The 24,351-nt window shown below is 69.5% G+C and carries 23 protein-coding genes and 1 pseudogene; 12 read left to right on the top strand and 12 right to left on the bottom strand.

Going from position 1 to position 24,351, the window contains the following annotated elements; translation table 11 throughout:
- Positions 1-528 precede the first annotated feature (528 nt).
- Positions 529-687: a hypothetical protein gene (locus HS104_22015; GenBank protein MBE7482642.1), complete on the top strand. Its 159-nt coding sequence runs from the start codon at positions 529-531 to the stop codon at positions 685-687.
- 39 nt (positions 688-726) lie between these two features.
- Here the strand turns inward: HS104_22015 and HS104_22020 are convergent, their stop codons facing one another.
- From HS104_22020 to HS104_22030, 3 genes are all read right to left on the bottom strand, one after another.
- On the bottom strand, positions 727-1,134 hold the full coding sequence (locus tag HS104_22020; GenBank protein MBE7482643.1) for a type II toxin-antitoxin system VapC family toxin: 408 nt from the start codon (positions 1,132-1,134) through the stop codon (positions 727-729).
- Between the two features lie 20 nt (positions 1,135-1,154).
- Positions 1,155-1,463, bottom strand: a complete 309-nt coding sequence (locus HS104_22025; protein ID MBE7482644.1) for a type II toxin-antitoxin system prevent-host-death family antitoxin — start codon at positions 1,461-1,463, stop codon at positions 1,155-1,157.
- Between the two features lie 73 nt (positions 1,464-1,536).
- Positions 1,537-2,442 carry a pirin family protein gene (locus HS104_22030; protein MBE7482645.1) on the bottom strand — a complete coding sequence of 302 codons (906 nt, stop codon included), beginning with the start codon at positions 2,440-2,442 and terminating at the stop codon, positions 1,537-1,539.
- A gap of 102 nt (positions 2,443-2,544) precedes the next feature.
- On the opposite strand from HS104_22030, the gene HS104_22035 reads away from it, so the two are divergent.
- Positions 2,545-3,594, top strand: coding sequence for a hypothetical protein (locus HS104_22035; GenBank protein MBE7482646.1), 1,050 nt, complete (start codon positions 2,545-2,547; stop codon positions 3,592-3,594).
- Positions 3,595-3,617: 23 nt separating this feature from the next.
- On the opposite strand, the gene HS104_22040 is transcribed toward HS104_22035, so the two are convergent.
- Entirely contained in the window at positions 3,618-4,886 is a 1,269-nt protein-coding gene (locus HS104_22040; GenBank protein MBE7482647.1) for a hypothetical protein, read from the bottom strand.
- A gap of 83 nt (positions 4,887-4,969) precedes the next feature.
- On the opposite strand from HS104_22040, the gene HS104_22045 reads away from it, so the two are divergent.
- From HS104_22045 to HS104_22070, 6 genes and pseudogenes are all read left to right on the top strand, one after another.
- Positions 4,970-5,641, top strand: coding sequence for a helix-turn-helix transcriptional regulator (locus HS104_22045; GenBank protein MBE7482648.1), 672 nt, complete (start codon positions 4,970-4,972; stop codon positions 5,639-5,641).
- An 83-nt stretch (positions 5,642-5,724) separates the two neighbouring features.
- A complete protein-coding gene (locus tag HS104_22050) occupies positions 5,725-6,036 on the top strand; it encodes a DUF2325 domain-containing protein (protein MBE7482649.1) in 312 nt (103 codons plus the stop codon).
- Positions 6,037-6,075: 39 nt separating this feature from the next.
- On the top strand, positions 6,076-7,083 hold the full coding sequence (locus HS104_22055) for a sulfate ABC transporter substrate-binding protein (protein ID MBE7482650.1): 1,008 nt from the start codon (positions 6,076-6,078) through the stop codon (positions 7,081-7,083).
- Between the two features lie 250 nt (positions 7,084-7,333).
- Positions 7,334-8,740, top strand: a complete 1,407-nt coding sequence (gene cysW, locus HS104_22060; protein ID MBE7482651.1) for a sulfate ABC transporter permease subunit CysW — start codon at positions 7,334-7,336, stop codon at positions 8,738-8,740.
- Positions 8,737-9,798 (top strand): ABC transporter ATP-binding protein, encoded by a 1,062-nt coding sequence (locus tag HS104_22065; GenBank protein MBE7482652.1) that lies wholly within the window; start codon positions 8,737-8,739, stop codon positions 9,796-9,798. Before cysW ends, HS104_22065 begins: the two co-directional genes overlap by 4 nt.
- A gap of 10 nt (positions 9,799-9,808) precedes the next feature.
- Positions 9,809-9,976, top strand: a pseudogene (locus HS104_22070) (cysteine synthase A).
- 28 nt (positions 9,977-10,004) lie between these two features.
- Here HS104_22070 and HS104_22075 read toward each other — a convergent pair.
- Both HS104_22075 and HS104_22080 read right to left on the bottom strand, forming a co-directional pair.
- Positions 10,005-11,336, bottom strand: coding sequence for a M20/M25/M40 family metallo-hydrolase (locus HS104_22075; protein ID MBE7482653.1), 1,332 nt, complete (start codon positions 11,334-11,336; stop codon positions 10,005-10,007).
- Positions 11,337-11,396: 60 nt separating this feature from the next.
- Complete coding sequence (locus tag HS104_22080) at positions 11,397-13,070, bottom strand: hypothetical protein (protein ID MBE7482654.1); 1,674 nt, start codon at positions 13,068-13,070, stop codon at positions 11,397-11,399.
- Positions 13,071-13,221: 151 nt separating this feature from the next.
- Between HS104_22080 and HS104_22085 the strand changes: the two genes are divergently transcribed.
- Positions 13,222-14,508, top strand: a complete 1,287-nt coding sequence (locus HS104_22085; GenBank protein MBE7482655.1) for a serine/threonine protein kinase — start codon at positions 13,222-13,224, stop codon at positions 14,506-14,508.
- A 14-nt stretch (positions 14,509-14,522) separates the two neighbouring features.
- On the opposite strand, the gene HS104_22090 is transcribed toward HS104_22085, so the two are convergent.
- Positions 14,523-16,139, bottom strand: coding sequence for an IgGFc-binding protein (locus HS104_22090; protein ID MBE7482656.1), 1,617 nt, complete (start codon positions 16,137-16,139; stop codon positions 14,523-14,525).
- 118 nt (positions 16,140-16,257) lie between these two features.
- Here HS104_22090 and HS104_22095 point away from each other — a divergent pair, with 118 nt between their 5' ends.
- Positions 16,258-17,484, top strand: a complete 1,227-nt coding sequence (locus HS104_22095) for an SGNH/GDSL hydrolase family protein (GenBank protein ID MBE7482657.1) — start codon at positions 16,258-16,260, stop codon at positions 17,482-17,484.
- 3 nt (positions 17,485-17,487) lie between these two features.
- On the opposite strand, the gene HS104_22100 is transcribed toward HS104_22095, so the two are convergent.
- The 5 genes from HS104_22100 to HS104_22120 form a co-directional block, all read right to left on the bottom strand.
- On the bottom strand, positions 17,488-18,726 hold the full coding sequence (locus HS104_22100) for a hypothetical protein (protein MBE7482658.1): 1,239 nt from the start codon (positions 18,724-18,726) through the stop codon (positions 17,488-17,490).
- Positions 18,723-18,974, bottom strand: a complete 252-nt coding sequence (locus HS104_22105) for a hypothetical protein (GenBank protein MBE7482659.1) — start codon at positions 18,972-18,974, stop codon at positions 18,723-18,725. Before HS104_22105 ends, HS104_22100 begins: the two co-directional genes overlap by 4 nt.
- A 133-nt stretch (positions 18,975-19,107) precedes the next feature.
- Complete coding sequence (locus HS104_22110) at positions 19,108-19,881, bottom strand: nitrate reductase cytochrome c-type subunit (GenBank protein ID MBE7482660.1); 774 nt, start codon at positions 19,879-19,881, stop codon at positions 19,108-19,110.
- Positions 19,878-22,259, bottom strand: a complete 2,382-nt coding sequence (locus HS104_22115; GenBank protein ID MBE7482661.1) for a molybdopterin-dependent oxidoreductase — start codon at positions 22,257-22,259, stop codon at positions 19,878-19,880. The genes HS104_22110 and HS104_22115 overlap by 4 nt, the downstream gene beginning before the upstream one ends.
- 19 nt (positions 22,260-22,278) lie before the next feature.
- Positions 22,279-22,584: a hypothetical protein gene (locus HS104_22120; GenBank protein ID MBE7482662.1), complete on the bottom strand. Its 306-nt coding sequence runs from the start codon at positions 22,582-22,584 to the stop codon at positions 22,279-22,281.
- A gap of 260 nt (positions 22,585-22,844) precedes the next feature.
- On the opposite strand from HS104_22120, the gene HS104_22125 reads away from it, so the two are divergent.
- Both HS104_22125 and HS104_22130 read left to right on the top strand, forming a co-directional pair.
- Complete coding sequence (locus HS104_22125) at positions 22,845-23,453, top strand: hypothetical protein (protein ID MBE7482663.1); 609 nt, start codon at positions 22,845-22,847, stop codon at positions 23,451-23,453.
- The gene (locus HS104_22130; protein ID MBE7482664.1) at positions 23,446-24,351 is read left to right on the top strand and encodes a 4Fe-4S dicluster domain-containing protein; all 906 of its coding nucleotides are present in this window, start codon (positions 23,446-23,448) and stop codon (positions 24,349-24,351) included. Before HS104_22125 ends, HS104_22130 begins: the two co-directional genes overlap by 8 nt.

The following is a 24,351-nucleotide window of genomic DNA, read 5'->3' on the forward strand; positions in this document are numbered from 1 at the left end:
CTTCCCGCTGCCCCACCTTGCTCACTTGCGCTCGCTTGGCGGTTCCGGTCGCCCGGAGCAAACAGGACCTCTCAAGTTCCCTGGTGACCCTCGCTGTACATGCCGTGCTCTCCGACCGCGGCAGGCCGATGAGGACGCGCCGTCGGGGCGTTGCCCCTGACTCTTGCCTCACCGATGTTGCCTTCCGGGGTGTGCTGTCCCGTCGGCTCCCACCACTTCCCAAATTTCGCAGCCCAATCACACGGCCTGCACCCTCGCTGCCTACGCTTCGCAGCAAGCCTCCCTGTTCGGTTGGAGTTGCCACGCAAGGCTCGCTTCCAGATGGCGGCGCACCCTTGGCTGGGCGGGATTCGAACCCGCTGGGTCACTCACCTGGTTTCAGCTTTGTATTGGCTTCTACATGGCATCCTCCAGGACAGAGCTTCTTGACGCACAGCAACGACCGGGGGAGGCAACAAAGCCGAGCTCTTCGGCACCAACATCCGCGCCACCGTCACCACCACCGCCCCGAACTTCGTGCGCGGCGCCGTGGTCCTGCTCACCTTCGGTTTCAAGCAGCTGAAGGACCCCCTGGGCGTGGTCGGCAGCGCCATCGCCGTGGGCGTGGTCACGCTGGTGATCGCGGTCGTCTCGCTGCTCGCGCTGGAGGAGACGTTCGGGAAGAGCTTGGACTACGTGGAGGAGTGAGCGCTCAGAACCAGCTCGCGTCGGCGCTGACGCAGTTCGTCACTCCCCCGGCAAGACCACGTCGAAGCCCTCGGCGCGCGCAGCGTCCGCCAGTCGCTCGTCGGCGGTGACGAACACTCGGCGCTTGGGGCGATCCCTCGCGGCCACGAGCGCGGCTCCGAGTTGCATGGCGTCGGCCGCGGTGAGCACGTGGACTCCGAGCGCGCGCTCTGCCCTTTCGCGGGTCGGCTCGACGGCGTCGACCTCGGTCCAGGTGTTCGACAGAGTGTCCAGGCGACGCACCGCGAGCGCCAGGTCGGACTTCCTGAGATGACCCTCCCTCACGAGTCGGTGCAGCGCGCTCAGGACCTCGGTTCGGGTCAGGACCCAGACGACCATGGTGCGATCGGCTCGGCGGAGCGCGCGGCACTTCCCGCTCCTCGCCTCTTCCACGACCAGAGGGACCACGGCCGAAGAATCCCAGAATCTCATCGTCCGGCGCGGCGCTCCGCGAGCAAGGACTCCACCGCTCGACCGCCACGAGCTCGAGGACCGGGCCGGTCGAGCTCGCGGGCGTCCCGCGCGCTCGAGCCGACGCCACGGCGAACGAGACCCAACTTCTCGAGCTCGGCCAGCTCGAGCTCGTCGCCCTCCGGCGAGACGGCTCCCCCCTCGATCGGGACGAGGTCGGCAGCCGGGACGCCCCGCACGAGGATGCGCACCCGGCCTCCCCTGCGGACCTGGGCCACGAACCGCGACAGGTCGTTCTTCACGTCGGCCAGATTAGCTACTCGCACATGGCTATGATAGCCAGATGTGGCGCGAGGTCAACGAGCTCGGCTGGGGCTGCGTGGAGGACTGAAGCGAGGCTCAACCGCCGTTGAGGCGCAGCAAGGGTCGGCCCTCGTCGGGTGGACAGGGCGTGAACGACTCGGTGTCGCCGTGGGGGAGCTTCACGCGCCCGTTCCGCCAGTCGGCCTTCGCGGCCTCGATGCGCTCGAGCGACGAGTGCAGGTAGTTCCACCACAGATAGCGCGCTCCGACGCCCGTGCCGCCGAACGCCAGGAGACGGGCCGGAGCGAGCGAGCGAACGGACGCCTCGCCAGGCCCGACGATGGCGACCTGCCCCGCGCGGACGTGCGTCGCGCCGACCGCGACTTCGCCCTCGCGCACGAAGAGCGCGCGCTCGGGCACGCCGGGCGGCGACCAGCGCGCGTTCGACTCGAGGGCGACGTCGGCGAGGAGGATCGGGGTGGTCACCGGCATCCCGGCAGGCGCGCTGGGCGGGGCGGGGAGGAGCCAGCGGACGCTCGCGCCCTCGCCGCTCGAGGTCCCGAGGTCCTCGTGCGACCGGTGGAAGAAGCTGGGTTCGACGTCCTCGTATCCGTCGGGCAGCGCGAGGAGCATCTGGAACATCTCGAACGCGCCGCCGAGGAGCCGGTTTCGCTCGAAGCGTTCGGAGTGCGTCACCCCTCCGCCCGAGACGGTTCCGCCCACGTCTCCCGCGCGGAGCTCGCGGCAGTTGCCGAGCGAGTCGCGGTGGGTGATGGCGCCGTCGAGGACGTAGGAGATGGCGGTGAGCCCGATGTGCGGATGCGGCCGGACATCGGCGTCGACCGGCATCGCCCCCGGAGGGCTGAGCGGCATCTTGACGTGCACGACCACCGCGAACGGTCCGACGGTCCGCAGCGCGCCGTCCGGCTCGACGGGAGCCGCGAGGACGTTCGACGAGCCCGGCGCGCCGGGCAACCTCTTGGCATCGACAACGGTGATCATGAGCTCCCAGCGTGGGCACCGACTTGCTGGTGGTGGTGCCGTCTCCAAGTTGACCATATATCGCCGACTTCCATCGTGGGATAATCGCTCCACTGATCGACCATGCCGCCCTGTGCCACGAGGACCTTCGTCGCTTCGCTGTTGGTGAGCGTCGTCTGCGCGTGCGGCGGCAAGGTGCTCGCTGATCCTGGCGATGCGGGCGGCGGCGCGACGTCGGACGGGGGGACAGGCAAGCCGAGCACCAGCGGAGGAGGCGCGGGCGGCGCGGGCGGCCGTGCGTCGGGGGGCGGGGGCTTCGGCGTTGGCGGGCGGGGGCACGCTGGCGCGAGCAGTGGCGGGCAGGGCACTGGAGGCGCGGGCACTGGCGGACAAGATGCCGGGGGGTATTCGATCGCGCCGGACGGGACGTGTTGGATGCCGATCGGCACGCTCGCGCCGGGCTGCCCGATGGTGATGGCGCCGCCCTGTTCCTGGGCGCAGGGAGGCGTCACCTACGGCGAATTCCTGTGCGAGCTTCCGTTCGAAACAGGTCCGAGCTTCGATCTCACCTGGCTCGACTACGTGGACGTGTATTTCGGCACGGGCTTCCTGCAGGGTGGGCGGCTCCTACGCGTCGCGGGACCCTCGGGCTGCAGTACGACGGGTAACGGCTGGTACTTCGATGATGCGAAAGCTCCCACGAAGGTCCACATCTGCCCCAACGCTTGTGCCTGCGCGAAAGGCCAACCCGGCACGTTCAACATCGTCTCTGGCTGCTGGGCCAACGCCGCGCCGGGAGTGCTCGACGCCCAGATCCCGTGCCCACACTGCGCGAAATCCCGGGACACGACGTGTCAGGGCAGCCCGGCGGCGGGGTACGGGGGCATCCCCAATTGCGAGGTCCCTCTTCAGTTTGGCTTCGACCCCAAGCACACGAACGTCAAGTACGTGCAACATGGTTCCGTTGCAGGTCCGGCCGAGCCCTGGGACGGATACCTGACCTTCGTGCCGTCCCTTGCCGATTGCGACAAGGTGGAAGAGGGCTGGACGCTCGACGTCTCGACCGAACCGCCGACGATTCGAGTGTGCCCGTCTGCTTGCTCGTGCGTGAAGGTCAACCACGCATCGTTGATGGTGGAGAGCGGCTGCCAGCGCCACGAGTACGGCCCGTAGCAGGCCGAGGACGCGATGAACGACTAGAACGAGACTTGCGCCGCGAGGATCAGCTCGTGGCGTGTCTTCGCGAGCTCGTAATCGAACACGCTGTAGCTCGCCTGGAGCTTGGCTTCGTGCTTCTGCACGTAATAGTTGAGGCCTCCCTCGTACACCCAGGTTTCGTCCTCTTTGGCGCTGGAGCTCGCATCGACGTTCGGGTCGATGAAGCCCAGCCGCGCCACCGGCTGCAGTCGATCGAAGAACGTGTAGCCCGCCGCGGCGTAGAAGCCCTGTCCCTGGACGCGCGGCGCGCCGGTGGCCGGCACATCCCAGGCTCGGATGTACTCGGCCTGGAACAACGCGGCTGCGGCCTCGACGCGGAAGTCACCTTCGACTCGGTCCTTCGTGCCCGCCCGATCGCGGTCGGTGACCCCCAGGTATCCGACGACGCCGAGCATGATCTCCTCTATCGGGCGCGCCTCGACGCGTAGCCCTACGTCCTTCTGGTTGTTGGAGTCCGCCCGGTTCTGCCCTTCGCCGTTCAGCACGCTGAGTGAGTAGTAGAGCCTCTCGTCGAACAGCTTCTTGTCGATGCGCAGGCCGATGTCGCGTTTGTCGCCATACTTTCGGGCGACGGCCGCCCGCTCGGGAAACAAGAGCTTCGACGACGAGCAGCTGTACCCCTCCCAGCTCACTGGCATCTTGAACTGCCCCAGAGAGACGTCGGCGTAGTCGCTGAGGAATGTGACGAAGAAGTCCTGCAGGATCGACACGGCGCTCGCTCCCGCGGGCTGCTGGTTGACGCTGACGCTGGTGGACCCGTCCGCGGTGGGAACCGTCGTCTTCTCGGGGTCGAGCACCTTGGCGGCGTCGAGCATCAGCTGATAGCCGACGCGCTTGGGCACGATCTCGCCCTTGATGCGGAGCTCGGCGCGCCGCAGTCGAAAGGTCGACGGCGCCTTCACGCCCTCCTGCCGCGGAACGAAAAGCCAACCCTGAAGCAGCGCTCCAGGCTGGAGGAACCCGGCCTGCCCCACCGACAGGTTCTTCGACGGAGCGGGCGGCCGTTTCGGCGGAGGACTCGGCGCGAGCGCCGCGACCACTTGCGCTGGCGCAGCGGGCGGATCTGCGGGAGGTGCGGGGGCAGGCGCCGGCTCCCGAGGCGCCTGGACCTCGGGCTCGGGGGGCGGGGGAGCGGGGACTGGATCAGGCTCGCCCTGCGCCCAAGCGGGCGCGGAGTGGAGCGCCAACGGCAACGCCAGAGAGAACGCCGAACGCAGGGCTCGGCCAGCGAAGAGTGTCTTGTCCATCTTGACGTCCTCATATCCGTTATCACGGACAAGCGTCAAGTGAAACGTTGACGCTTTGGACGCGATGACGGATAGCGTCCGTCATGGCGCAGCGCCGAACGAAGCCCCAACCCAAGCCGCGCACCGCTGCCAGGAAGCCCGTCGAGGAACACCAGCCGGAGCCCCCGTCTCGCCAGCCGCCGGCGGTCTCGGATCTGACTCCCATCCTGGGCGTCAACGTGCGCCGGCTGCGCGGAGAGCGTGGGTGGTCGCTCCAGCACCTGGCCGACGAGAGCGGCGTGAGCCGGGCGATGCTCGGCCAGATCGAGCTTGGCCAGAGCGCGCCGACCATCAACGTGCTCTGGAAGATCTCCAGCGCTCTGTCGGTGCCGTTCTCCGCGCTCCTGAGCCAGGTGGAAGACTCGCCGGTGACGGTGCTTTCAGCCTCGCGCTCGCGGACCCTCCGCTCGCGCGACGGGAAGTTCGCCTCACGGGCGCTGTTTCCTGCGGACCGTCCGCGCCACGTGGAGTTCTACGAGCTGCGCTTGGCCCCGCACGCCGCCGAGCACGCCGAGGCGCACGCCCCCGGGACCAGCGAGAACCTGATCGTGACCAGCGGCGCCCTGGAGCTGACGGTGGGCTCCGACCGTCGCCTGCTCCACGCGGGCGACGCCATCTTCTTCCTGGCCGACAGCCCGCACGTCTACCGCAACGTGAGCAGCGAGGAGGCGGTCCTGTACCTCGTGATGACGTATTCGCGCGCGAGCGGCGCCTGACCCTCGTCCGTCATGACGGACATTCTGCTTGCAACGTCCGTTATGATATGCCACCATGCCGTTATAACGTCCGAGGTGGCGCGATGCGGATTGGTTGGATTGGCGGGCTGAGCCGAGATTCGAGGCGCCTGTGCGTGATCGCCGAGCGGGCGGGACACGCCCTCGACACCCACAGCGGCGTCGTACACGGGCGCGGCGTGGAGGAGATCCAGGCGATCGTGAGCCGCGCAGACCTGATCGTGCTCGTAACCGACCTGAACAGCCACGGCGGCGCGGCGGTCACCAAGCGCTTCTGCCGACTCTACGGGCGCGAGCTCCTGGTGCTGAAGCGCTGCGGCGCTGCTCGCTTTCGCGAAGTCGTGAGCCAGCTCGGCTCACCCCGCCGGGCGGCGTGAGCTCGAAGGAGAACGAAAGTGCCAAAGCTCGTTCGTTGGCTGACCGCCCTGGCCTGGATATGCCTCTCAGTCTCGCTCCTCGGCTGCGGACGGCGAAGCTCGGGCGCCGAGGTCACCTTGCTCAACGTCTCGTACGATCCGACGCGCGAGCTCTACACCGACGTGAACGCCGCCTTCGCCAAGCACTGGCAGGAGAAACACGGCGTCCGCGTGACCATCAACCAGTCTCACGGCGGGTCGGGGAAGCAGGCGCGCAGCGTGATCGACGGTCTGGAGGCCGACGTGGTCACGCTCGCGCTGGCCTTCGACATCGACGCCCTGCACGAGCAGGCCCAGCTGATCCCAGCCGACTGGCAGAAGCGCCTGCCCGAGAGCAGCGCGCCCTACACGTCGACCATCGTGCTCCTGGTGCGCAAGGGCAACCCGAAGGGCATCAAGGACTGGGGCGACTTGGCTCGCGACGACGTCGCGGTCATCACACCCAATCCCAAGACCTCGGGCGGCGCGCGCTGGAACTACCTCGCGGCCTGGGGCTACGCCCTGAGGCAGCCCGGGGGCAACGAGCAGACGGCGCAGAGCTTCGTCGAGAAGCTGGTGCGGCGCGTGCCGGTGCTCGACTCCGGAGCGCGCGGCTCGACCACGACCTTCGTCGAGCGCGGCATCGGCGACGTGCTGATCACCTGGGAGAACGAGGCGATCTTGGCCCTCGCGCAGGCGGGCAAGGACAAGCTCGAGATCGTGGTGCCGTCGCTGAGCATCCTGGCCGAGCCCCCGGTCGCGGTGGTCGACAAGTTCGTCGACAAACACGGGACGCGCGCGGTAGCCCAGGGCTACCTCGAGTTCCTGTACACGAAGGAGGGGCAGGAGCTGGTCGCCAAGCACCACTACCGGCCTCGCGATCGCGAGGTGCTGGAGAGGCACGCGAGCCAATTCCCGAAGCTTCAGCTCTTCACCATCGACGAGGTCTTCGGCGGCTGGAAGAAGGCCCAAGCCGCGCACTTCGCCGACGGAGCGGTCTTCGACCGCATCTACCAGCCGAAGCGCTGATGGCCCGCTTCCGCCTGCGAAGGACCGGGCTGCTCCCCGGGTTCGGGCTCAGCCTGGGCTTCGTGGGCGCCTACCTCGGCCTACTCGTGCTGGTGCCGCTCGGCGCGCTGGCGCTCAAGGCCGCCGGGATCGGCCCGGGCGGGCTCTACGCGCTGGTCACGGACGACCGCGCCCTGGCCGCGCTCCGCCTCAGCTTCGGCGCCGCGTTCATCGCCGCGGCCCTCAATGCCGTGTTCGGCGTGGCGCTGGCATGGGTGCTGGTGCGCCAGCGCTTCCTCGGGCACTCGTTCGTCAACGCTCTGGTGGACCTGCCGTTCGCGCTGCCGACCGCCGTGGCCGGCATCGCGCTCACCGCGGTCTACTCCGAGCACGGCGTGCTCGGCGCGCCCTTGCAGCGGCTCGGCATCCGCGGCGCGTTCAGCCCGTTCGGCGTGGTCGTCGCGCTCACCTTCGTGGGCCTGCCGTTCGTGGTCCGGACGGTACAGCCGGTACTGGAGGAGCTCGACCCCGCGCTGGAAGAAGCCGCCAGCGTGCTCGGGGCCACTCCGTGGCAGTCGCTTCGGCTGGTGGTCTTGCCAGCCCTGGCGCCCTCGGTGCTGACCGGCTTCGCTCTGGCGTTCGCCCGCGCGATCGGGGAGTACGGCTCGGTGGTCTTCATCTCGGGAAACATGCCGATGCGCACCGAGATCGTCCCACTGCTCATCGTCACCAAGCTCGAGCAGTACGACTACCAGGCCGCCACCGCCCTGGCGTTGGTCATGCTGACGGCGAGCTTCGGCCTGCTGCTCTTGGTGAACCTCCTCGGCCGCTGGGCACAGCGAGGCCAGGCGTGACGCGCGAGAGCTCGAGTCTTCGTGCCTGGCTCGTGCGGGTGATCGCGCTCGCCTTCGTGGGCTTGTTCCTGCTGGTCCCGCTCGGGACGGTATTCTACTCCGCGTTCGCGCACGGCCTCACGCGCTACTTCGCGGCGCTGTCGAGCCCCGAGACGCTCTCGGCGGCCAAGCTCACGCTGCTCGCGGCGGCCATCGCCGTGCCGCTCAACACCGTCTTCGGCGTCGCAGCAGCCTGGCTCCTCGCCAAGTACGACTTCTGGGGCAAGAGCGCGCTGATCACGCTGATCGACCTGCCGTTCAGCGTCTCGCCGGTGGTCTCGGGCCTGATCTTCGTGCTGCTGTTCGGCGCGCAGGGCTGGCTCGGCCCCTGGCTGGCCGAGCACGACGTCCGCATCATCTTCGCCGTGCCCGGCATCGTGCTGGCCACGGCCTTCGTGACGTTCCCGCTGGTCGCGCGCGAGGTCCTCGGCGTGATGCAGGCACAGGGCAGCGACGAGGAGGAGTCCGCGCTGACGCTCGGCGCCAGCGGCTGGCAGGTGTTCTGGCTGGTGACGCTACCGAAGATCCGCTGGGGGCTGTTCTACGGCGTGGTGCTGTGCAACGCCCGCGCCATGGGGGAGTTCGGCGCGGTGTCGGTGGTGTCCGGTCACATCCGCGGGCAGACCAACACGCTGCCGCTGCACGTCGAGATCCTCTACAACGAATACGACTTCGTCGGCGCCTTCGCCGTGGCCTCACTCCTGGCGCTCCTGGCGCTGGTTACGCTGGGCTCCAAGCGCGCGCTGGAGTGGAAGCTCGCGCCCAGCCCCGGGAGGCGCGCGTGAGCGTCGTCGTGACGGACATCGTGAAGCGCTTCTCGGGCCCCGACGCTCCTGCGGCAGTGGACGGCGTGAGCTTCGAGGCCAAGCCCGGCTCGATCACGGCGCTCCTGGGGCCTTCAGGCTCGGGCAAGTCGACCTTGCTGCGGGTGATCGCGGGGCTCGAGCGCCCGGACTCCGGTCGCGTCGAGATCGCCGGGCAGGACGTCACCGCCGTCGGCGCGCGGGAGCGCAACGTGGGGCTCGTGTTCCAGAGCTACGCCCTGTTCGGGCACATGACGGTGCACGACAACATCGGCTTCGGCCTGAAGGTGCGCGGGCGGCCCAAGCCCGAGATCGCCGAGCGCGTGCGCGAGCTGCTCGGTCTGGTGCGCCTCTCGGACTACGCCGAGCGCTTCCCGTCCCAGCTCTCCGGTGGGCAGCGGCAGCGCGTCGCGCTCGCCCGGGCGCTGGCCACGCGCCCACAGCTGCTCTTGCTCGACGAACCCTTCGGCGCGCTCGACACCAAAGTGCGCGTCGAGCTACGCGAGTGGCTGCTCGACTTCCACCGCCAGACCGGCGTCACGACCCTCTTGGTGACCCACGACCAGGAGGAGGCGTTCGACCTGGCGGAGCACGTCGTCCTGCTCGACCGGGGCAAGGTCGCCCAGGCGGGCGCGCCCAACCAGCTGTACGACCATCCGGAGAGCGCATTCGTCGCGGAGTTCCTGGGCGGCGCGAACGTCCTCCGTGGCCACGTCGATGGCGGGCGCGCTCGCGTGGGGGAGCAGTCGCTGGATGCTCCGGGCGACGCCCCCGAGGGAGCGCGCGTGCACGCGTTCGTCCGACCGAGGGACATCCGCGTGCACCGAGCCGAGGACGGCCCCGGCGTGTCTCCCGCTCGGGTGGCGCGCCTGACGCGGGCGGGCAGTACAGTGAAAGTGACGCTGGAGCTCCCGAGCGGCGACACGCTCGTGGTGCACCTGGGTCAGAAGGAAGCGGACGACCTCGGGCTCGCCCCGGGCGAGCACGTTCACGTCGATCTCGCTGCTGCCAAGCTCTTCGTCGAGGACTACGCGATCTGAGGCGCACGCCGTGTCCGGCATCTCGTGCGGTGCCGCCGCGGCGGTCGCCGCGCGCCTGGCCCGGCAGCGCGAGAACGAAGGCACGACCATCGTCGTGGTGCTGCCCGACTCGGGAGAGCGCTACCTGAGCTCGATCCTGTTCGAGGGCGTCTTCGACGCACAGGGCCTGCCGTTCTGACCCTGCGGCCACGTTCGCGGCGAAGGGCTCAGAAACAGCTCGCGTACACGCTGGCGCAGTGCGCGTCGCTGACGCCGAGCGCGGCGGCACAGCTCCCGCACTGGCTCACCGTGCTCATGTTCGCGCAGGCCGGCGTTGTCGAGAACGGATAGCCGAGCGTCTCGAGCGCCGCGGCGCCGCAGGCCGCCTGCGCCTGGGTCGCGATCGGGACCAGCGCGCACAGGCCCGCGCAGGTGCTCACGCTGGTGCCGCCGTCGGTGCCTCCGCTGCCAGCGCCGCCGTCGCCCGTGCCGCCGAGCCCGAGCTCGGTCGCGAGGGCGACCGCCGCCGCCCGCACGGTCTGGGTGGCGAAGCCGAAATTCAGGTTGGCGACCACGTCGTCGCCGTTCTTGCAGTGGTACTGGGGGTAGCGGAGCTCGGCGGTGTCGCCGACGAACAGCGCGGGGAATCCCATGTCCCAGAACGGCGCGTGGTCGGAGCGACGCATGTCGTCGAGGGCCATCAGCGCCGGGGGCAGCTCCAGGCGGACCGCGCCCAGGCCGATGGTCTTCGCGTACGCCTGCATGGCGCTCGCACTCGCGAGGCTCTTCGCGTCGTGCGCCAGCAGGATGAAGTCCGCGCGAAACTGGTTCTTCGCGAGCTCCGCGTACTCGCTCGGGAAGACGGCGTCGATGCCGGGCGGAACGCTCTGGCTGTTCGGCGCCGAGCTCACGAACCCGATCATGTCGAAGACCGTGACGCTCGAGATGTTCTCACCGGTCTTCAGCGCGCGCGCGACGTACGCCTTCGAGCCGAGCAAGCCGATCTCCTCCTCGTCGAAGCAGACGGCAACCAGGGTCCGGTCGAAGCTCGCCTTCGAGAGCACGCGCGCGAGCTCGAGCACGGCGGCGGTGCCGGTGGCGTTGTCGTCCGCGCCGGGGCAGCCCGGGATGTGGTCGTAGTGCGCGCCGATCAGGACGCGCTCGTTCGGCTTGGTCGCTCCCGGCCGCGTCCCGATCACGTTGACCCCGGTGCCGTAGTCGTGGAGCTCCACGGAGAACCCGAGGCCGGCAAGCGTGTCGCGGCAGTGGTCCTGCACCTGCTGCCAGTGCGCCGCATCGGGCGGGCGCTCACCGGTGACGAGCACGACGTCCGCTTCGTAACGGGCCGCGTCCACGCAAGCGGCGAGCGCCGCGGGACTCGACGTCCCGCAACCCGCGCTCGTGCCGGCGCTGCCGCCGCTCGCGCTGGCGTCACCCCCCGAGCCGCCGCCTCCGCCATTCGCTGCCGGTTCTTTCGAGTCGGAGCCGCACGCCGTGGGGGCGGCGAGCGCGCCCGAGAGCGCGACCGCGACGACGCGGGCTGAAAGTCGGACGCTCATGGGCTCATGTTAGCCCATGCGGGCGCACGGTCCGATGCGGAGCGCTGCTCGCTTTGGGCTTCACTTCACGAGCTGGACGCAGGCCCCGTTGAAGCACTGGAGCGGCGGACAGCACTGGGCGCTCGAGCTGCACTGGCCGCACGAGCCGCTGATGCAGGCTTGATTGCCGCAGTCCTTGCAGGTCCCGCAGGTGATGCCGGAGTCGGTTCCGGCGTCGGGCGGCGGAGTCTTCTTGCACTCGTCGCCCTGGGTCACCACGGCGCGGTCGTAGTGGATGTTCAGCGCCGCGGTGGCCTCGAAGTCGTCGCCGAAGACGGCGCCGAACAGCTCGGTGTCGCTCGTCCACATCACCTTGGCGTTGCCCGCCCAGACGTTGCCGCCGATGACCACGTTGCTGGTCAGGGTGAACGTCGTCGCGCCGCCGAGGTACAGGCGGGTCAGGGCGGGGAAGTTCGCCGAGCCGATCTTGAAGTCGGAGCTGGCGGTGATGGTGCCCGAGACGAAGATGTCGAGGGAGCCGCCGGGCTCGGGGGTCATGGCCAAGAAGGCCCCGGCGCTGATGTCACCGTCGATGTAGATGGCCGTGTGCCCGTGCGCCACGATGGTGGCTGCGCCGGTGAGGCTGAACCCGGTCAGGTAGTACTGGCCACAGGGCAGGTCGATGCGGTCGGGATGGCCAGGCTTGCTGAGGATCGCCGGGTCGAGGCTGATGAGCGCGTTGTCGTTCGCGGTCTTCTTGGCGGCCACGATGGCGGCGACCGGGACCTTCTTCGCGCACTCGCAGGGCGGCGGCACCGTGACCGGTGCGGTCACGAGCTTGCCGTAGGTCACGCCCCCGCCGGTCGCGGTGGGAGTGGTCAGCGTTCCGGCCACGGCGAGCTTGCCGGTGACGGCGCCGCCCACGTAGGCGTCCTTGGCCTCCGTCATCTCGGAGGCGTCGAGCGGTCCGGCGCACTGGAGGTCGTTGTACACGCCCCACTTCGAGCCGGCCTTGATGCCCTGAGGGATCGAGCCCGACCAGATCTGGCCGTACACGTTGCCCTCGCTCGACGCCTGGATCCAGCCGTTGGCACCGACGCCGCCGCCGAGCTCGCCCGGCTTGTACGGGCCCTTGGTGCTGTCGAAGCCGTCGACCAAGAGCTTGCTCGAGAGCTTGATGTTCTTGCAGGAGCACACGGCCCACGTGAACGTGGTCGCTCCCAGGTCCCCCGTGCACTTCACGTCACCGACGCCGACGTCGATGGGCGGCCCGGAGCCCCCGCCACACTTCTGCGGAGGCTGGAACACCGTCGCAGTCACGCAGCTCCCGTTCACGCAACCCGTGCCGGCGCCGCACTTGGTGCCGCAGGCTCCGCAATGGTCGTTGGAGGTCTGGGTGTCCACGCAGGAGCCGGAGCAGGCATCGAGCCCGGGCATGCAGTCGGTGGAGCAACCTCCAGCCGAGCACACTTGCCCGGCTGGGCAAGCCACCCCGCAGCCGCCGCAGTTCTTGGGGTCGTTGCCCGTGTACGTGCACTGGCCGCCGCAGAGCGCGTGGTACGGGGGACACCCGGCGGTACCCCCACCGCCTCCGGCGCCGGCCGTACCGCCGCCGCCATCCACGCCCCCCGCGCCGCCCGTCACCGAGGCGTCCCCGGCTGCGCCGCCGGCACCCGCCGCGCCGCCCGTGCCGGCGCCGCCCGTGCCCGTCGTGCCGCCGCCATCGTCGTCGCCTCCGCACGAGGCCGCCGCCATCGAACCCAGAGCACACGCGAAGATCACCCCGGTCCAGCGCATTGCATGCATGGAAGACGCCTCCAGGTCCTAAGAGTACCCACGCTGCGAATCATCAGGCAGAGCTGCGGCGTTTCTCAGAGAGCCCTTCGGTCGATAGGCTCGCCCTGTCGTGCCGCCCGAACCCCATCCCGCGCCCGAAGCCCGCGTCGGTGAAGTCATCGACGGGCACTACCGGCTCGTCGAGCACCTGGCCACGGGCGGCATGGCGTCGGTGTATCGCGCGGAGCACATCCACAACGGGACGCCCTTCGCCATCAAGGTGCTCTTGAAGGAGCACAGCGACAACGCGGAGATCGCGGCGCGCTTCCAGCGCGAGGTCCAAGCCTACCGTCGCGTGCAACATCGTCATGTCGTCGCCGCGCTCGACTTCGGCCGCCTCGGCGACGGCTGCATGTTCATGGTGCTCGAGTACATGCGCGGACGCGACCTGTGTGAGGTCCTGTTCCGCGAGAAGCCGTTCAGCCAGGCGCGCTCGGTGAGGATCGCGTTCGAGGTGGCTCAAGCACTGGTGGCCGCCCACGCAGCCGGCGTGGTGCACCGAGATCTCAAGCCGGAGAACATCATGTTGGCGGAGGTGAACGGCGACGCCGACTTCGTCAAGGTGGTCGACTTCGGCATCGCCAAGATGGCGGCGCGCGGCCAGCCCTTGACGGCGCTCGGCAGCGTGTTCGGGACACCCGAATACATGGCGCCCGAACAGGCTCGTGGCGGCGCGATCGATCACCGGAGCGACCTCTACACCTTGGGCATCGTGCTCTACGAGATGCTCAGCGGCGCCGCGCCCTTCGAAGGCGAGGCCATCGGGCAGGTGATCTTGGCTCAGCTCACCAAGCCGCCGCCGCCGCTGCCGCCATCGGTGGATGGCGAGCTCGCCGCGCTCGTGATGCAGCTCCTGGCCAAGGACCCCGCCCAGCGGGTGCAGTCCGCGACGGAGCTCGCCGCCCGCCTCGGAGCCATCCTCGCGCGCCTCGACCCGCAGAGCCCCGCGCTGTCTGCCGCCGGCGGCATCGAGCGCGTCATGGCGGCCGCCGCGAGCGCGCGAACGCAGGCCTCTCCCGCGGCACCCGCGCAGGCGGCTCCCCCCACGCTGACGCAGCCCGCCGCGTCCCTGTCCGCTCCCGTGGTCAGCGTCGGCACGCCCGCGGCAACACCGTTGGCGCCGGCACCGGTGGCTCGGGCTCCCGCGCCTTTGCCCGGCGGCGGCTCGAGTCAAACGCTGATGTCCGAGGCGTACACCGGACCGCCGCGCGCAGCGGAGAGGCCGCCCGATGTCGAGGTCGTCGCCCTACCGCCACCGCAGAAGCTACCGACGGGCTGTCTGATCGCGGCACTGCTCGTGGGCGTGCTGTTTCTGCTCGGCACCGCCGCCGCCGTGGTGATGCTCGTGTTTCTCTGAGAGGCAACCAAGCGCTACTTCACCGGCGGCGGCGTGATCGGCTGGAGGTCGAGACCACCCGGGTACTGGTAGCTGGTGAACTTGCCGTAACCGACGACCTGCACGCCCACCGGGCTCGTGGCCTCGAGCACGTGGGCGCCGCCTTGACCAGCCCCGAGCTTCACGCGCCGCACCTCGTAGCCACTGGAGAGCGGCTTCGCCGCTTCGCCCACCACGTTGCCGTCCAGGGTGACGGTCGTGCCGCTCTTCTGCACGATGTCCACGTAGCCGACGTCGTAGTCGTCGGGCGCCAGGAACACGTATTTCTTCCGGTACTGCTCCACGGACACCGGCGCGCTCTGCGAGGGATCGCCGCGGCGCTCGTGAGGTGCCTTGTCCGCGTCCACGATGCTGCCGCCGAGCTGGAAGGTGACGATCGCAAAGGCCTGGCTGCCCTCGATCTCGAAGTCGTCGTTCACCACGTCCAGGTCCACGACCTGTCCGGCGTCGAGCGAGGCGGGAGCGTTCGGCGGCGCGCCGCCCGGATAGCCGAGGGTGGTGCCGTCGGCGTTCCCGACCAGGCGCACGAGCTGCCCCACGGACTTGCCGTTCGGGCCCGTGGGCGCGGTGACGAAGTAGCGCTTCCCGAGCGTTTCGGCGGGAAACACACTCTCCTCGATGTGATCGCAGGCCGCCTTCGCCAGGTCGAACGGCTGGTTCACGCACGGCATGCCGCTGATGACCTGCACGGGTTTGTCCGCGCTCACCAGCGTACCCGCGAGATCCGAGCTGGGGCTGGCGACGATCTGAACGACCTCGCCGCGATCGAGGGTCAGGTCGTAGCTCACGGACTTGTCGGCGGCGGGGATGCCGAAGCCCGCGACGGTGGTGGCCTTGTCGGTGAGCTTCACCGTCACCTTCGTCCCGTCCGCGGTGGCGGTGATTGCGAAGTAGGGCGGCATGTTCACCATCGGCCAGCCCTTCTGTCCGACCAGGCGATAGGTCCCGGTCAGCGCCGTGGTCGGGAGCAAGAGCGACGCGTCGTTCGAGAACGAGTAGCAGCCCACCGCCGCGCCGACGCCCGCACACTGCTTCGTGCCCGGGCAGGAGGTCCAGTCCTTGCCGACGGGCCCACCCTCGCCGCGGTACTCGAGCGCGTTGAACTGGTACACCGTGACCGGCACGCTGCTGGTCAGCCGATAGGCGCCGTTCGGCACGCGCACGCTCTTGTCGAGGGACACCGAGTTGCCGCACTCGTCGGCATCGCCGCCCTTGAGCTCCGGGATCCAGGGCAGATGGAGCTTCTCCAGGCTGCCGGGCTGCACCGTCGCCGTCGCTACCAGCGTGCTCCCGCGCTCGACCTTCACGACCGCCGGCTCGTTGCCAGCGTTGGCGACTACCGCCGCGAAGTCGAAGCTGGACCAGACGTTGTTGGCGACCACCGTCGGCCAGAACTCGCAGCCCAGGTAGGAGCGGGCCGCAGCTGCTGCCTCGCAGCTGTTGCTGCTCTTGGGGCCTGCCTCGACATTGATTCCCCCGTCACCCACGGATGGCGCGCCGGCAGCGCCGGTAGCGCCCGCAGCGCCCGGGGTCGGTCCCGCCTCGATCCCCGTGCTGGTCGCGCACGCCGCCGCCATCACGGCGGCCAGCAACAGTGATTTTCGCATCCGACGCCTCCCGCCCGGCCTAGTGCGAGAGGGGCTGGGATCCGGGCGGGAAAACCTTCGACGGCGCTTGAACCGGCCGGCCGACCCATGTACTCTTCCTGGCGTGAACCGGGGAATCTGGCTCCTTCTGGTGGCCGCGGCGGGGACCGCCGCAGCGTGTGGCTCGGACAGCGGCGACTCGGAGAAGTCGACCGGGGGCGCCGCGGGCGCGAGCTCCGGCGGCAGCTCGAGCGGCGGCTCGGGCAATGCCTCGGGCTCCGGCGGCAGCGGCGCCAGCACGAGCGGCGGCGGCTCCGCGGGCCAGAGCCCCGACGGCGGCGGCTCCGGTGGAACGTCGAGCGGCGGAACGAGCGCGGACGCGGCCAGCGACGTGATCGCGAGCGACGCCGGGCCGGCCGCGCAGTGTTTCATCAGCCAGTTCGTGAACCCTCCGAGCGTGTCGCTCGACTACGACCAGTTCGGTCCCACCGTCGGCACCCACTGCAAGGGCACCAACCACCAGGACATCAAGGGCATCGAGCGCGTGGTGTTCCTGGGTGACTCCGTCACGGTCGGCACACCGCCCAGCAACCTGAACCCCGCCAACGTGTACCGCGCCATCCTGGCGCAGATGCTGGCCGCGCACCTCAAGATCGCAGCGCCGGGGTTCGGCTGGGGCGGCGCCGATCCGATCAACGGCGTGGCGCTGCCCTCGGAGTCCGGCGCGTTCGTGAGCTGCGCCAAGTGGGGCGCGCGGACCGACGACCTGATGAAGGACAGCACGCAGGTCGAGACCTGCATCCCGCCGAACAAGCGCCACCTGCGCCACCTGGTGATCATGACGATCGGCGGCAACGACATCAGCGCCATCACCCAGGACGGCGGCGGAACGGCGCCGAAGAAGACGATCCCGGAGCTGTGGCAGGACACCAAGGACTTCGTGGACCTGCTGCGCCAGACGGTGGTGTGGCTGAAGAACCCTGCGAACGTGCCGGGCGGCGTGGACGTGGTGTTCGGCAACAACTACGAGTTCACCGACGGCACCGGCGAGGTCACCGCCTGCCCCGGCGTTCAGCTCGGCGGCATCCAGCCCTGGCAAGACAAGAAGGCCCAGGCCGACATGGTGATCTGGGCCAACGAGCAGTACATGAAGATCGCCGTCGACACGAAGTCGGACATGATCTTCATGCTCGAGAGCTTCTGCGGGCACGGCTACAAGCGCAACGATCCCACCGGCCCCTGCTACCGCGGCCCGAACCAGCCGCTCTGGTTCGACCTGACCTGCATCCACCCGAGCAACGAAGGCCACGTCGCGCTCGCGGATCTGTTCTTCAAGACCATCGTGGAGTGAGGCTCAGCCGGAGCTGCTGGCCGACGGCGGAGGCGCCTGCCAGGCGGGGACGGGCGCCGGTCGCCCCAGCACCGGCACGTCCCCCGCCGACAGGATGCTCTCGTCGTCGCCGATGTCGCGCAGGTGACCGTAACCCAGCTGACCGCTCGCGTTGTGACCAAAGCAGCGCACGGCCCCGGACTCGAGCAGCGCGCAGGCGTGCAGCTCTCCGACCGCGACGCTCTTGACCGCGGCGCCGACCTCGACCGCGAACACGTCCTTGGTCAGCGGCTTCGCCGCGGCCTCGAAGTACTTTGAGTGACCCCAGCACCTGAGCCCGCCCGACGACAGCACGGCGCACGAGAAGAAGCCGCCGGCCTCGACCTGGCGCGCGGGGCCGTCGAGCGCGATGGCGCTGACGGCGATGGGGCCGCTCTGCCCGCCGTACCAGCAGTGAACGGCCCCCGACTCGAGCAGCGCGCAGCCGCCGTAGTCCGAATTCACCGAGATGGCCTTGGCGGGCGCCGGCAGCGTGAGCTCCTCGGTGTTCTGCATGGCCTCGGTCTCGCGGAACTCCTCCGTGGATCGCCAGCAGCGCACGGCGCCTTCCTCGGTGATGGCGCAGACGTCGCTGCCGGCGCCGATCGCCGAGATGGTCAGCGCTTCGCCGAGCTGGGCCAGCTGGATCCCGCTCCGTGTGGTGGTCCCCAAGGCGCCGCGCAGTGGGCCCTCATGCGCCTGCTTGCCGAAGCACGCGCCCCAGCTCGACTCGAAGAGCACGCAGGCGAAGCCGCCACCCGCGGCCAGCGCGCTCACCGGCTCGCCGATGTCCAGGGTCAGCGGCGCGACGGGCGCCTTCCGGCTGTCCTCCAGGTGCACGCGCTCCCCGACGCAGCGCACGACGCCCGCCTCGTCGAGCAGGCAGGTCTGCGACCTGCCGAGCGCGAGCGCGCTCGCGCCCTCGAGCACGAACGCGGGAAGCGGCAGCGCGGAGCCCCGGGACCCGTCCGGCAGCGACGGCCGCGGCACCACGCCGAGCTGGCCCCAGGCGTCGGAGCCCCAGCAACGCAGCGCTCCGTCGTCCAGGAGCGCGCAGCTGTGACTCTCGCCAGCGGCGACGAGCTCGACCCGACTCGGCCCGCGCTCGGCGCCCGCAGACGCCACGATCGGCGCGCGTGCGGGGGCTTGCCGCGCGCAGTACGTCCCCAGAGCCGCGAGCCCCAGCACTGCACCCAGAGCGCCGAGGGAAGAACCGCGACTCACAGGTAGGAGACTACTTCAGCTCCCACATCGGGGTTCAAGACTTCCAGGCTGTGGACCCCCGGCACTTGGCGTAGCTGCTCGGTCAGATCCTCGCCCTCCTCGGGGGACGGCGTCTCGGTCACGACCGGCAGGCGATTGCCGTCCACCGGCCCGACGTGGATGCGCGGATCCCTCGACAGAACGTAGAGCACGCTTCGGCGCGAGCGCTCCCCCGGATCGAGCGTGACGAGCAACGTTCTGACCGTCATGGCGCTGTGTATTGCAACTCGCGGGCCAGCGCGTTGCTTTGGCTGAATTCAGCGCTGAGAGCGCTCGCGCGCACGCAAACTCGCTCATGCAGCGCGTAGCAAGCGCAGCAGCTGCGCGCGACGCACTTGCCGCCTACTTCAGCTGCCAGGGCGGCGGCGACTCGGTGCGTTGATCGAGCGCCGCGTTGCCCGCGTGGCACTGGGTGCAGCTCTCGCGATACGGGTGCGTGCTGCGGATGCCGTTCGGGCCACCGGTGCCGTGGCAGCTCGAGCACTCCGAGCGCATCAGCGTCGGGTGGGGAATGGTGGGCGGCGCGCCGGGCCAGGCGCGCAGGCCCTTGCCGCGGGAGGCGAGCCCCGCGAACTCGTTCTCCACCGGCGTTCGCGGCGGCGGCAGCGGCGCCGGCGCGGTGGACGGCACGTGGCACTGCGTGCAGTTGTCGTAGCGCGCGTGGCTCATGCGAGGCGCGCGCTTGCCGGCGACCTTCGCGCCCTCGGCGTGGCAGGCCATGCAGTCGGGGAAGTCTTTCTGCTTGACCTCGTGCGGGATCGTGGGTGGCGCGCCGTCGTAGGCGCGGCGCCCGGCCCGCGCGAGGATCACGGCCTGCCGCTCGGCCTCGCTCTGGATCACCGGCTCGAACGCCCCCGGCTTGCCGGCGTTCAGCCCGTCCACCGCCGCTACGTACATGTCGGCGTTCGGCCCCCGGCGCTGCTCGCCGATCTCCGCATACCCCGGCATGCGGCCGGCCTCGCGCGGCGCCGGCTCGGCGCTCGGCTTGTCGGCCCGCGGCGGGTTGCGGGTCGCCGTGAAGTAACCCACGACCGCCGCCGTCACGACCGCCGCGGCACCGACGTGCCACAAGCGGCCGAGCGCCGCGGCGCGCTCGCCGGGGTCGTGCTCCGTCATCCGGCCTTCGCCTCCGGGCGCTTCTTGACCACCCGCGCCGCGCACTTCTTGTAGTCGGGCTGCTTGCTGAAGGGATCGACGGCGTCCAGCGTCAGCCCGTTCACCAGCCGCTTCTCGTCGAAGAAGGGCACAAACACCGAGCCGGGCGGCGGCTCGCCGCGCCCGTCGATCCACACGTTCAAGTCGAGAGAGCCCCGGCGCGTCTCCAGCGTGACCAGCTCGCCGTTGGAGACGCCCAGGCGGCGCGCGTCGTCACGGTTCATCTCGAGGTAGGCCTGGGGCATCGCGGCCTGGAGCTGCGGGATGCGCATGGTCATGCTGCCCGAGTGCCAGTGCTCGACCACCCGCCCGGTGCAGAGCCAGAACGGGTAGTCCTTGTCGGGAGACTCCGGCGGCGCCTCGTAGGGGCGGAACCAGATCTGCGCTTTGCCGTCCTTGGTGGTGGACCAGTAGAACTCGATGTCCTGCCCCTTCTTCACGAACGGGTCGTCGAAGCCGGCGTAGCGCCAACGCGTCTCCTTCCAGCTGCCGTCCGGTTGCTCGATCACCGGCCAGCGCAGGCCTCGCGCCTTCACGTACTCGGAGTAAGGCGCCAGATCGTAGTGCTTCCACTTGGAGAAGGGCCGGTACTCCTCGAACAGCACCTCGTCCACGTTCACGTCGTAGAAGCGAGCCCAGTCCCAGGCCGGGATCTCCTTGCCGTTCTTCTTGATGGCGAAGAGGTAACCGCCGTCCTTGTCCTTCGCGCCCTCGAAGTTCTTCTCCCAGAGCCGGCGCGCCACCGCCAGCATCTGCCACACGTCGTCCCGCGCTTCGCCCGGCGGCTTGACCATGCGGAACCACTGCTGCGTGCGCCGCTCGGAGTTGCCGAACATGCCGTTCTTCTCGACCCAGAGCGCGCTCGGCAGGACCAGGTCGGCGATCTCCGTGGTCGCCGTCGGGTAGACGTCGGACACGATCAGGAATTTGTCCGGGTCCTTGCGGCTCGGATCGACCAGCGCGTGGGTGTTCGGCAGCGTCTGCGCCGGGTTCGTCACCTGCACCCAGATGGTGTGGATGTCGCCGCCTTTGTCCTTCGGGGTCGAGAACTTCTTCCACATCTCGACGGTGTGGTAGCCGGGCTTGTCCTTGATCCGGCCGGCCGGCACGTTCCACTGCTTCTCGCAGAACTCGCGGTGCTCGGGCTTGGCGATCACGCGGCCGCCCGGCAAGGCGTGAGCCAGCGTGCCCACCTCGCGCACGGTGCCGCAGGCGGAGGGCTGCCCGGTCAGGCTGGTGGGCGCGTCGCCGGGGCGGCCGAAGTGCCCGCTCAGGAGGTGCACCGCGTGGACCAGGGTGTTGATCGCAGTGCCGCGCGTGTGCTGGTTCATGCCCATGCACCAGGTGCTGACGATGCGCAGATCGCGGCGCCCGAACAGGTCCGCCAGGAGCCGGATCTTCTCCGCCGGCACACCCGAGATCTCCTGCACCCTCTCCGGGGTGTACTCGGCGATGCGCTTCTTGTACTCGTCGAAGGAGATGGCGTCGCCGTCCAACGTGCCGGGGTTCGCGTCCGCGCGGAAGTTGCAGTGCCGCTCGACGAACTCGCGGTCGTAGCTGCCGCGCTGGACCAGCAGGTTGGCGATGCCGTTGGCCACGGCCAGATCCGTGTGCGGCTTGAAGATCAGGACGTGCTGGCAGTGCCCACTGGTGCGCGTGCGACGCGTCGTCAGGTCGATGAGCGTGATGTCCTCGCCACGCGTGCGCCGCTCCAGGATGCGCGAGAACAACACCGGGTGCATCTCGGCCGGGTTGTTGCCCCAAAACACGAACACGTTGGCACGGTCGAGGTCGTCGTAGACGCCGGCGGGCTCGTCGGCGCCGTAGGTCGCCAGGAACCCGGTCACCGCAGAGGCCATGCAGAGCCGCGCGTTCGGGTCGATCTGGTTGTTGGCGATCGCCGCCTTCATCAGCTTCTGGGCCAGATAGCCCTCGGGGATGGTCCACTGCCCGCTGCCGTAGATGGCGAAGCCCCTGGGATCGAGCAGCACGCGCTCGACGATCTTGTCGAGGGCCTCGTCCCAGGACACGGGCGTGAGCTTGCCGTTCTTGCGCAACAGCGGCTTGGTCAGCCGGTCCTTGCCGTAGAGCGCGAGGCCCACGTGATAGCCCTTCACGCACAGTAGCCCGCGGTTCACCTCGGCCTTCTGATCGCCCGCGATGGCCACGACCTTGCCGGCCTTCACGCCGACCTGGACGTGGCAGCCCGTGCCGCAGAAGCGGCAGGGCGCCTTCTGCCACTTCACGTCCTTGTCGCTCTTCGCGAGGACGTTCGGGTCCACCGCCGGCGGGTCCTGACCCTTCGCGAGGCGGCTCGCCGCCACCGTTGCGCTGGCCATGGCCGCTGCCTTTATGAAGTCACGGCGCTCCACGTCGATTACCTCCGTTGGCTCGTCTCGTGCGCCCCGCCGAGCCTTGCGGAATGTCCAGGACGTCGGAGAAATCGATGCTCACGACGTCCACGAAGCGGACGCCGGGGATCTGGAGCAGCTGCTCCGTGACGTCCTCGCTCTCCTCGAGCGTCGGGGTCTCCGTCACCACCGGCACGCGCTCGCCGACGGCTTCCCCGACGCTGACGCGTGGGTCCCGGGAAAGTACGTAGAGCACGCTGCGACGCGCGCGCTCGCCCGCGTCCAGAGTCACGACCAAGGCACTGACCGGCATGACAGCGAGAGCGCCAAGCAACTCGCGGGCCACTCGCCGCGCCTCGGGCCGATCGTCGAGGATCTTCGCCGAATCCACGGCCCCGCGCCGTGGCTCCAACGAAGCTTCCCAAACGTCACCGCGCAAAGTGGACACGTTTGTCCACTGAGCGCGCAAGCGCTGCGCAAAAGCTACCTCCAGGTCCATTGAAACCGGGACCTTTGCGCCAGATTTCGCGGGATTCTCCGGGTGGCACGACTGATGCTCCCGAGCCGCCTGTCGTGCCTGGGAACCCGCGCTTCGCAGTGCTCACCTCCGCCTCGCTCCTCGGGCTCGCGCTCGGCTGCAATCGCTCGGACGACCCGCGCTTCAGCCAGAGTGCGCCCCGCCCCGAGGGAGCGCCGAAGCAGACCCACATCCGCAAGCCCGACAAGCTGACCTCCATCGAGAGCGGTCAGCTCGACCCGCTGGGGCAGCCCGTCCGCGTCGCCTGCGAGAGCTGCCACTCGCAGAAGAAGAGCGAGACCCTGCCGGCGTCCTCGGCGGACCTGAAGGAGTTCCACCAGACCCTGCGGGTGGAGCACGGCACGCTGACGTGCGGCCAGTGCCATCAGCCGGGGAAGGCAACTTCGCTGCGACTGGCGGATGGCCGACTCGTGGCGATGACGGACGTCATGCAGCTCTGCGGGCAGTGCCACGGCCCTCAGTTCCGCGACTACGGCAAGGGCGCGCACGGCGGCATGCAGGGCTACTGGGATCGCACGCGCGGGGAGCGCGTTCGCAACAATTGCGTGGATTGCCACGACCCCCACGTCCCCAAGTATCAACCAGGGCGGCCGGTGCTGCCGCCGCGAGATCGCGGCCTGGTGAAGGGAGGCGGGCATGGCTAACCCGGTCTCGCGCCGCGTGGCGCTCAAGGTCGTGGGCGCGACCCTCGGCACGGCGGCCTTCGCCCAGGCGCTCTCGCCTCTCGCGGAGCTCCGGCACACCACCAGCGTCGCCGAGTTCCTGCAGAAGCACTACCGCGAGCTCAGCGCGACGGAGCTCGAGCAGATCCTGCGGCGGCTCGAGCAGGAGACGGAGCAGCGCTACGGCAAGAAGGTCAGCATCAAGGACGTGCGCCCGGAGGAGGGCGTCGAGTTCGCCTACGCGCTGAACCTCTCGGTCTGCGTCGGTTGCCGCAAGTGCGCCGAGGCCTGCCACAAGGAGAACAACCACGACCGGAGCACCAACAACTCCTACATCCGCGTGCTGGAGATGGAGCAGGGCAGCTTCGACATGGAGAAGGCCAAGGTCGACTACGACCACGCCGTGCCCGCGCCCGGGAAGTACTACCTGCCGGTTCAGTGCCAGCAGTGCGACAACGCGCCCTGCGTGAAGGTCTGCCCGGTGCAGGCGACCTGGAAGGAGAAGGACGGCATCGTCGTCGTCGACTACAACTGGTGCATCGGCTGCCGCTACTGCGAGGCCGCGTGCCCGTACCACGCGCGGCGCTTCAACTGGTCGAAGCCCGAGGTGCCCGCGGATCAGATCAACCCGGACCAGGCCTACCTCTCCAACCGCATCCGGCCCCAGGGCGTGGTCGAGAAGTGCCACTTCTGCCTGCACCGTACCCGCGAGGGCCGTCTGCCGGCCTGCCTCGAGGCGTGCCCGACCGGCGCGCGCGTGTTCGGCAACCTGCTCGACCCTGACAGCGAGATCCGCTGGGTGCTCCAGAACAAGCGCGTCTACGTGCTCAAGGAGGAGCTCGGGACGAAGCCGAGGTTCTTCTACTACTTCGACAAGTGA

The sequence above is a fragment of the Polyangiaceae bacterium genome, assembly GCA_015075635.1.
Classification (GTDB): Bacteria; Myxococcota_A; Polyangia; order Polyangiales; family Polyangiaceae; genus JADJKB01.

Coding starts and splice junctions, on each gene's coding strand:
- HS104_22030 (MBE7482645.1), bottom strand. CDS start 2,442: ATGATCACCGTTGTCGATGCCAAGAGGTTGCCCGGCGCGCCGGGCTCG.
- HS104_22035 (MBE7482646.1), top strand. CDS start 2,545: ATGCCGCCCTGTGCCACGAGGACCTTCGTCGCTTCGCTGTTGGTGAGC.
- HS104_22040 (MBE7482647.1), bottom strand. CDS start 4,886: ATGGACAAGACACTCTTCGCTGGCCGAGCCCTGCGTTCGGCGTTCTCT.
- HS104_22045 (MBE7482648.1), top strand. CDS start 4,970: ATGGCGCAGCGCCGAACGAAGCCCCAACCCAAGCCGCGCACCGCTGCC.
- HS104_22050 (MBE7482649.1), top strand. CDS start 5,725: ATGCGGATTGGTTGGATTGGCGGGCTGAGCCGAGATTCGAGGCGCCTG.
- cysW (MBE7482651.1), top strand. CDS start 7,334: ATGGGTGCTGGTGCGCCAGCGCTTCCTCGGGCACTCGTTCGTCAACGC.
- HS104_22075 (MBE7482653.1), bottom strand. CDS start 11,336: ATGAGCGTCCGACTTTCAGCCCGCGTCGTCGCGGTCGCGCTCTCGGGC.
- HS104_22080 (MBE7482654.1), bottom strand. CDS start 13,070: ATGGCGGCGGCCTCGTGCGGAGGCGACGACGATGGCGGCGGCACGACG.
- HS104_22105 (MBE7482659.1), bottom strand. CDS start 18,974: ATGACGGTCAGAACGTTGCTCGTCACGCTCGATCCGGGGGAGCGCTCG.
- HS104_22110 (MBE7482660.1), bottom strand. CDS start 19,881: ATGACGGAGCACGACCCCGGCGAGCGCGCCGCGGCGCTCGGCCGCTTG.
- HS104_22115 (MBE7482661.1), bottom strand. CDS start 22,259: ATGGCCAGCGCAACGGTGGCGGCGAGCCGCCTCGCGAAGGGTCAGGAC.
- HS104_22120 (MBE7482662.1), bottom strand. CDS start 22,584: ATGCCGGTCAGTGCCTTGGTCGTGACTCTGGACGCGGGCGAGCGCGCG.
- HS104_22130 (MBE7482664.1), top strand. CDS start 23,446: ATGGCTAACCCGGTCTCGCGCCGCGTGGCGCTCAAGGTCGTGGGCGCG.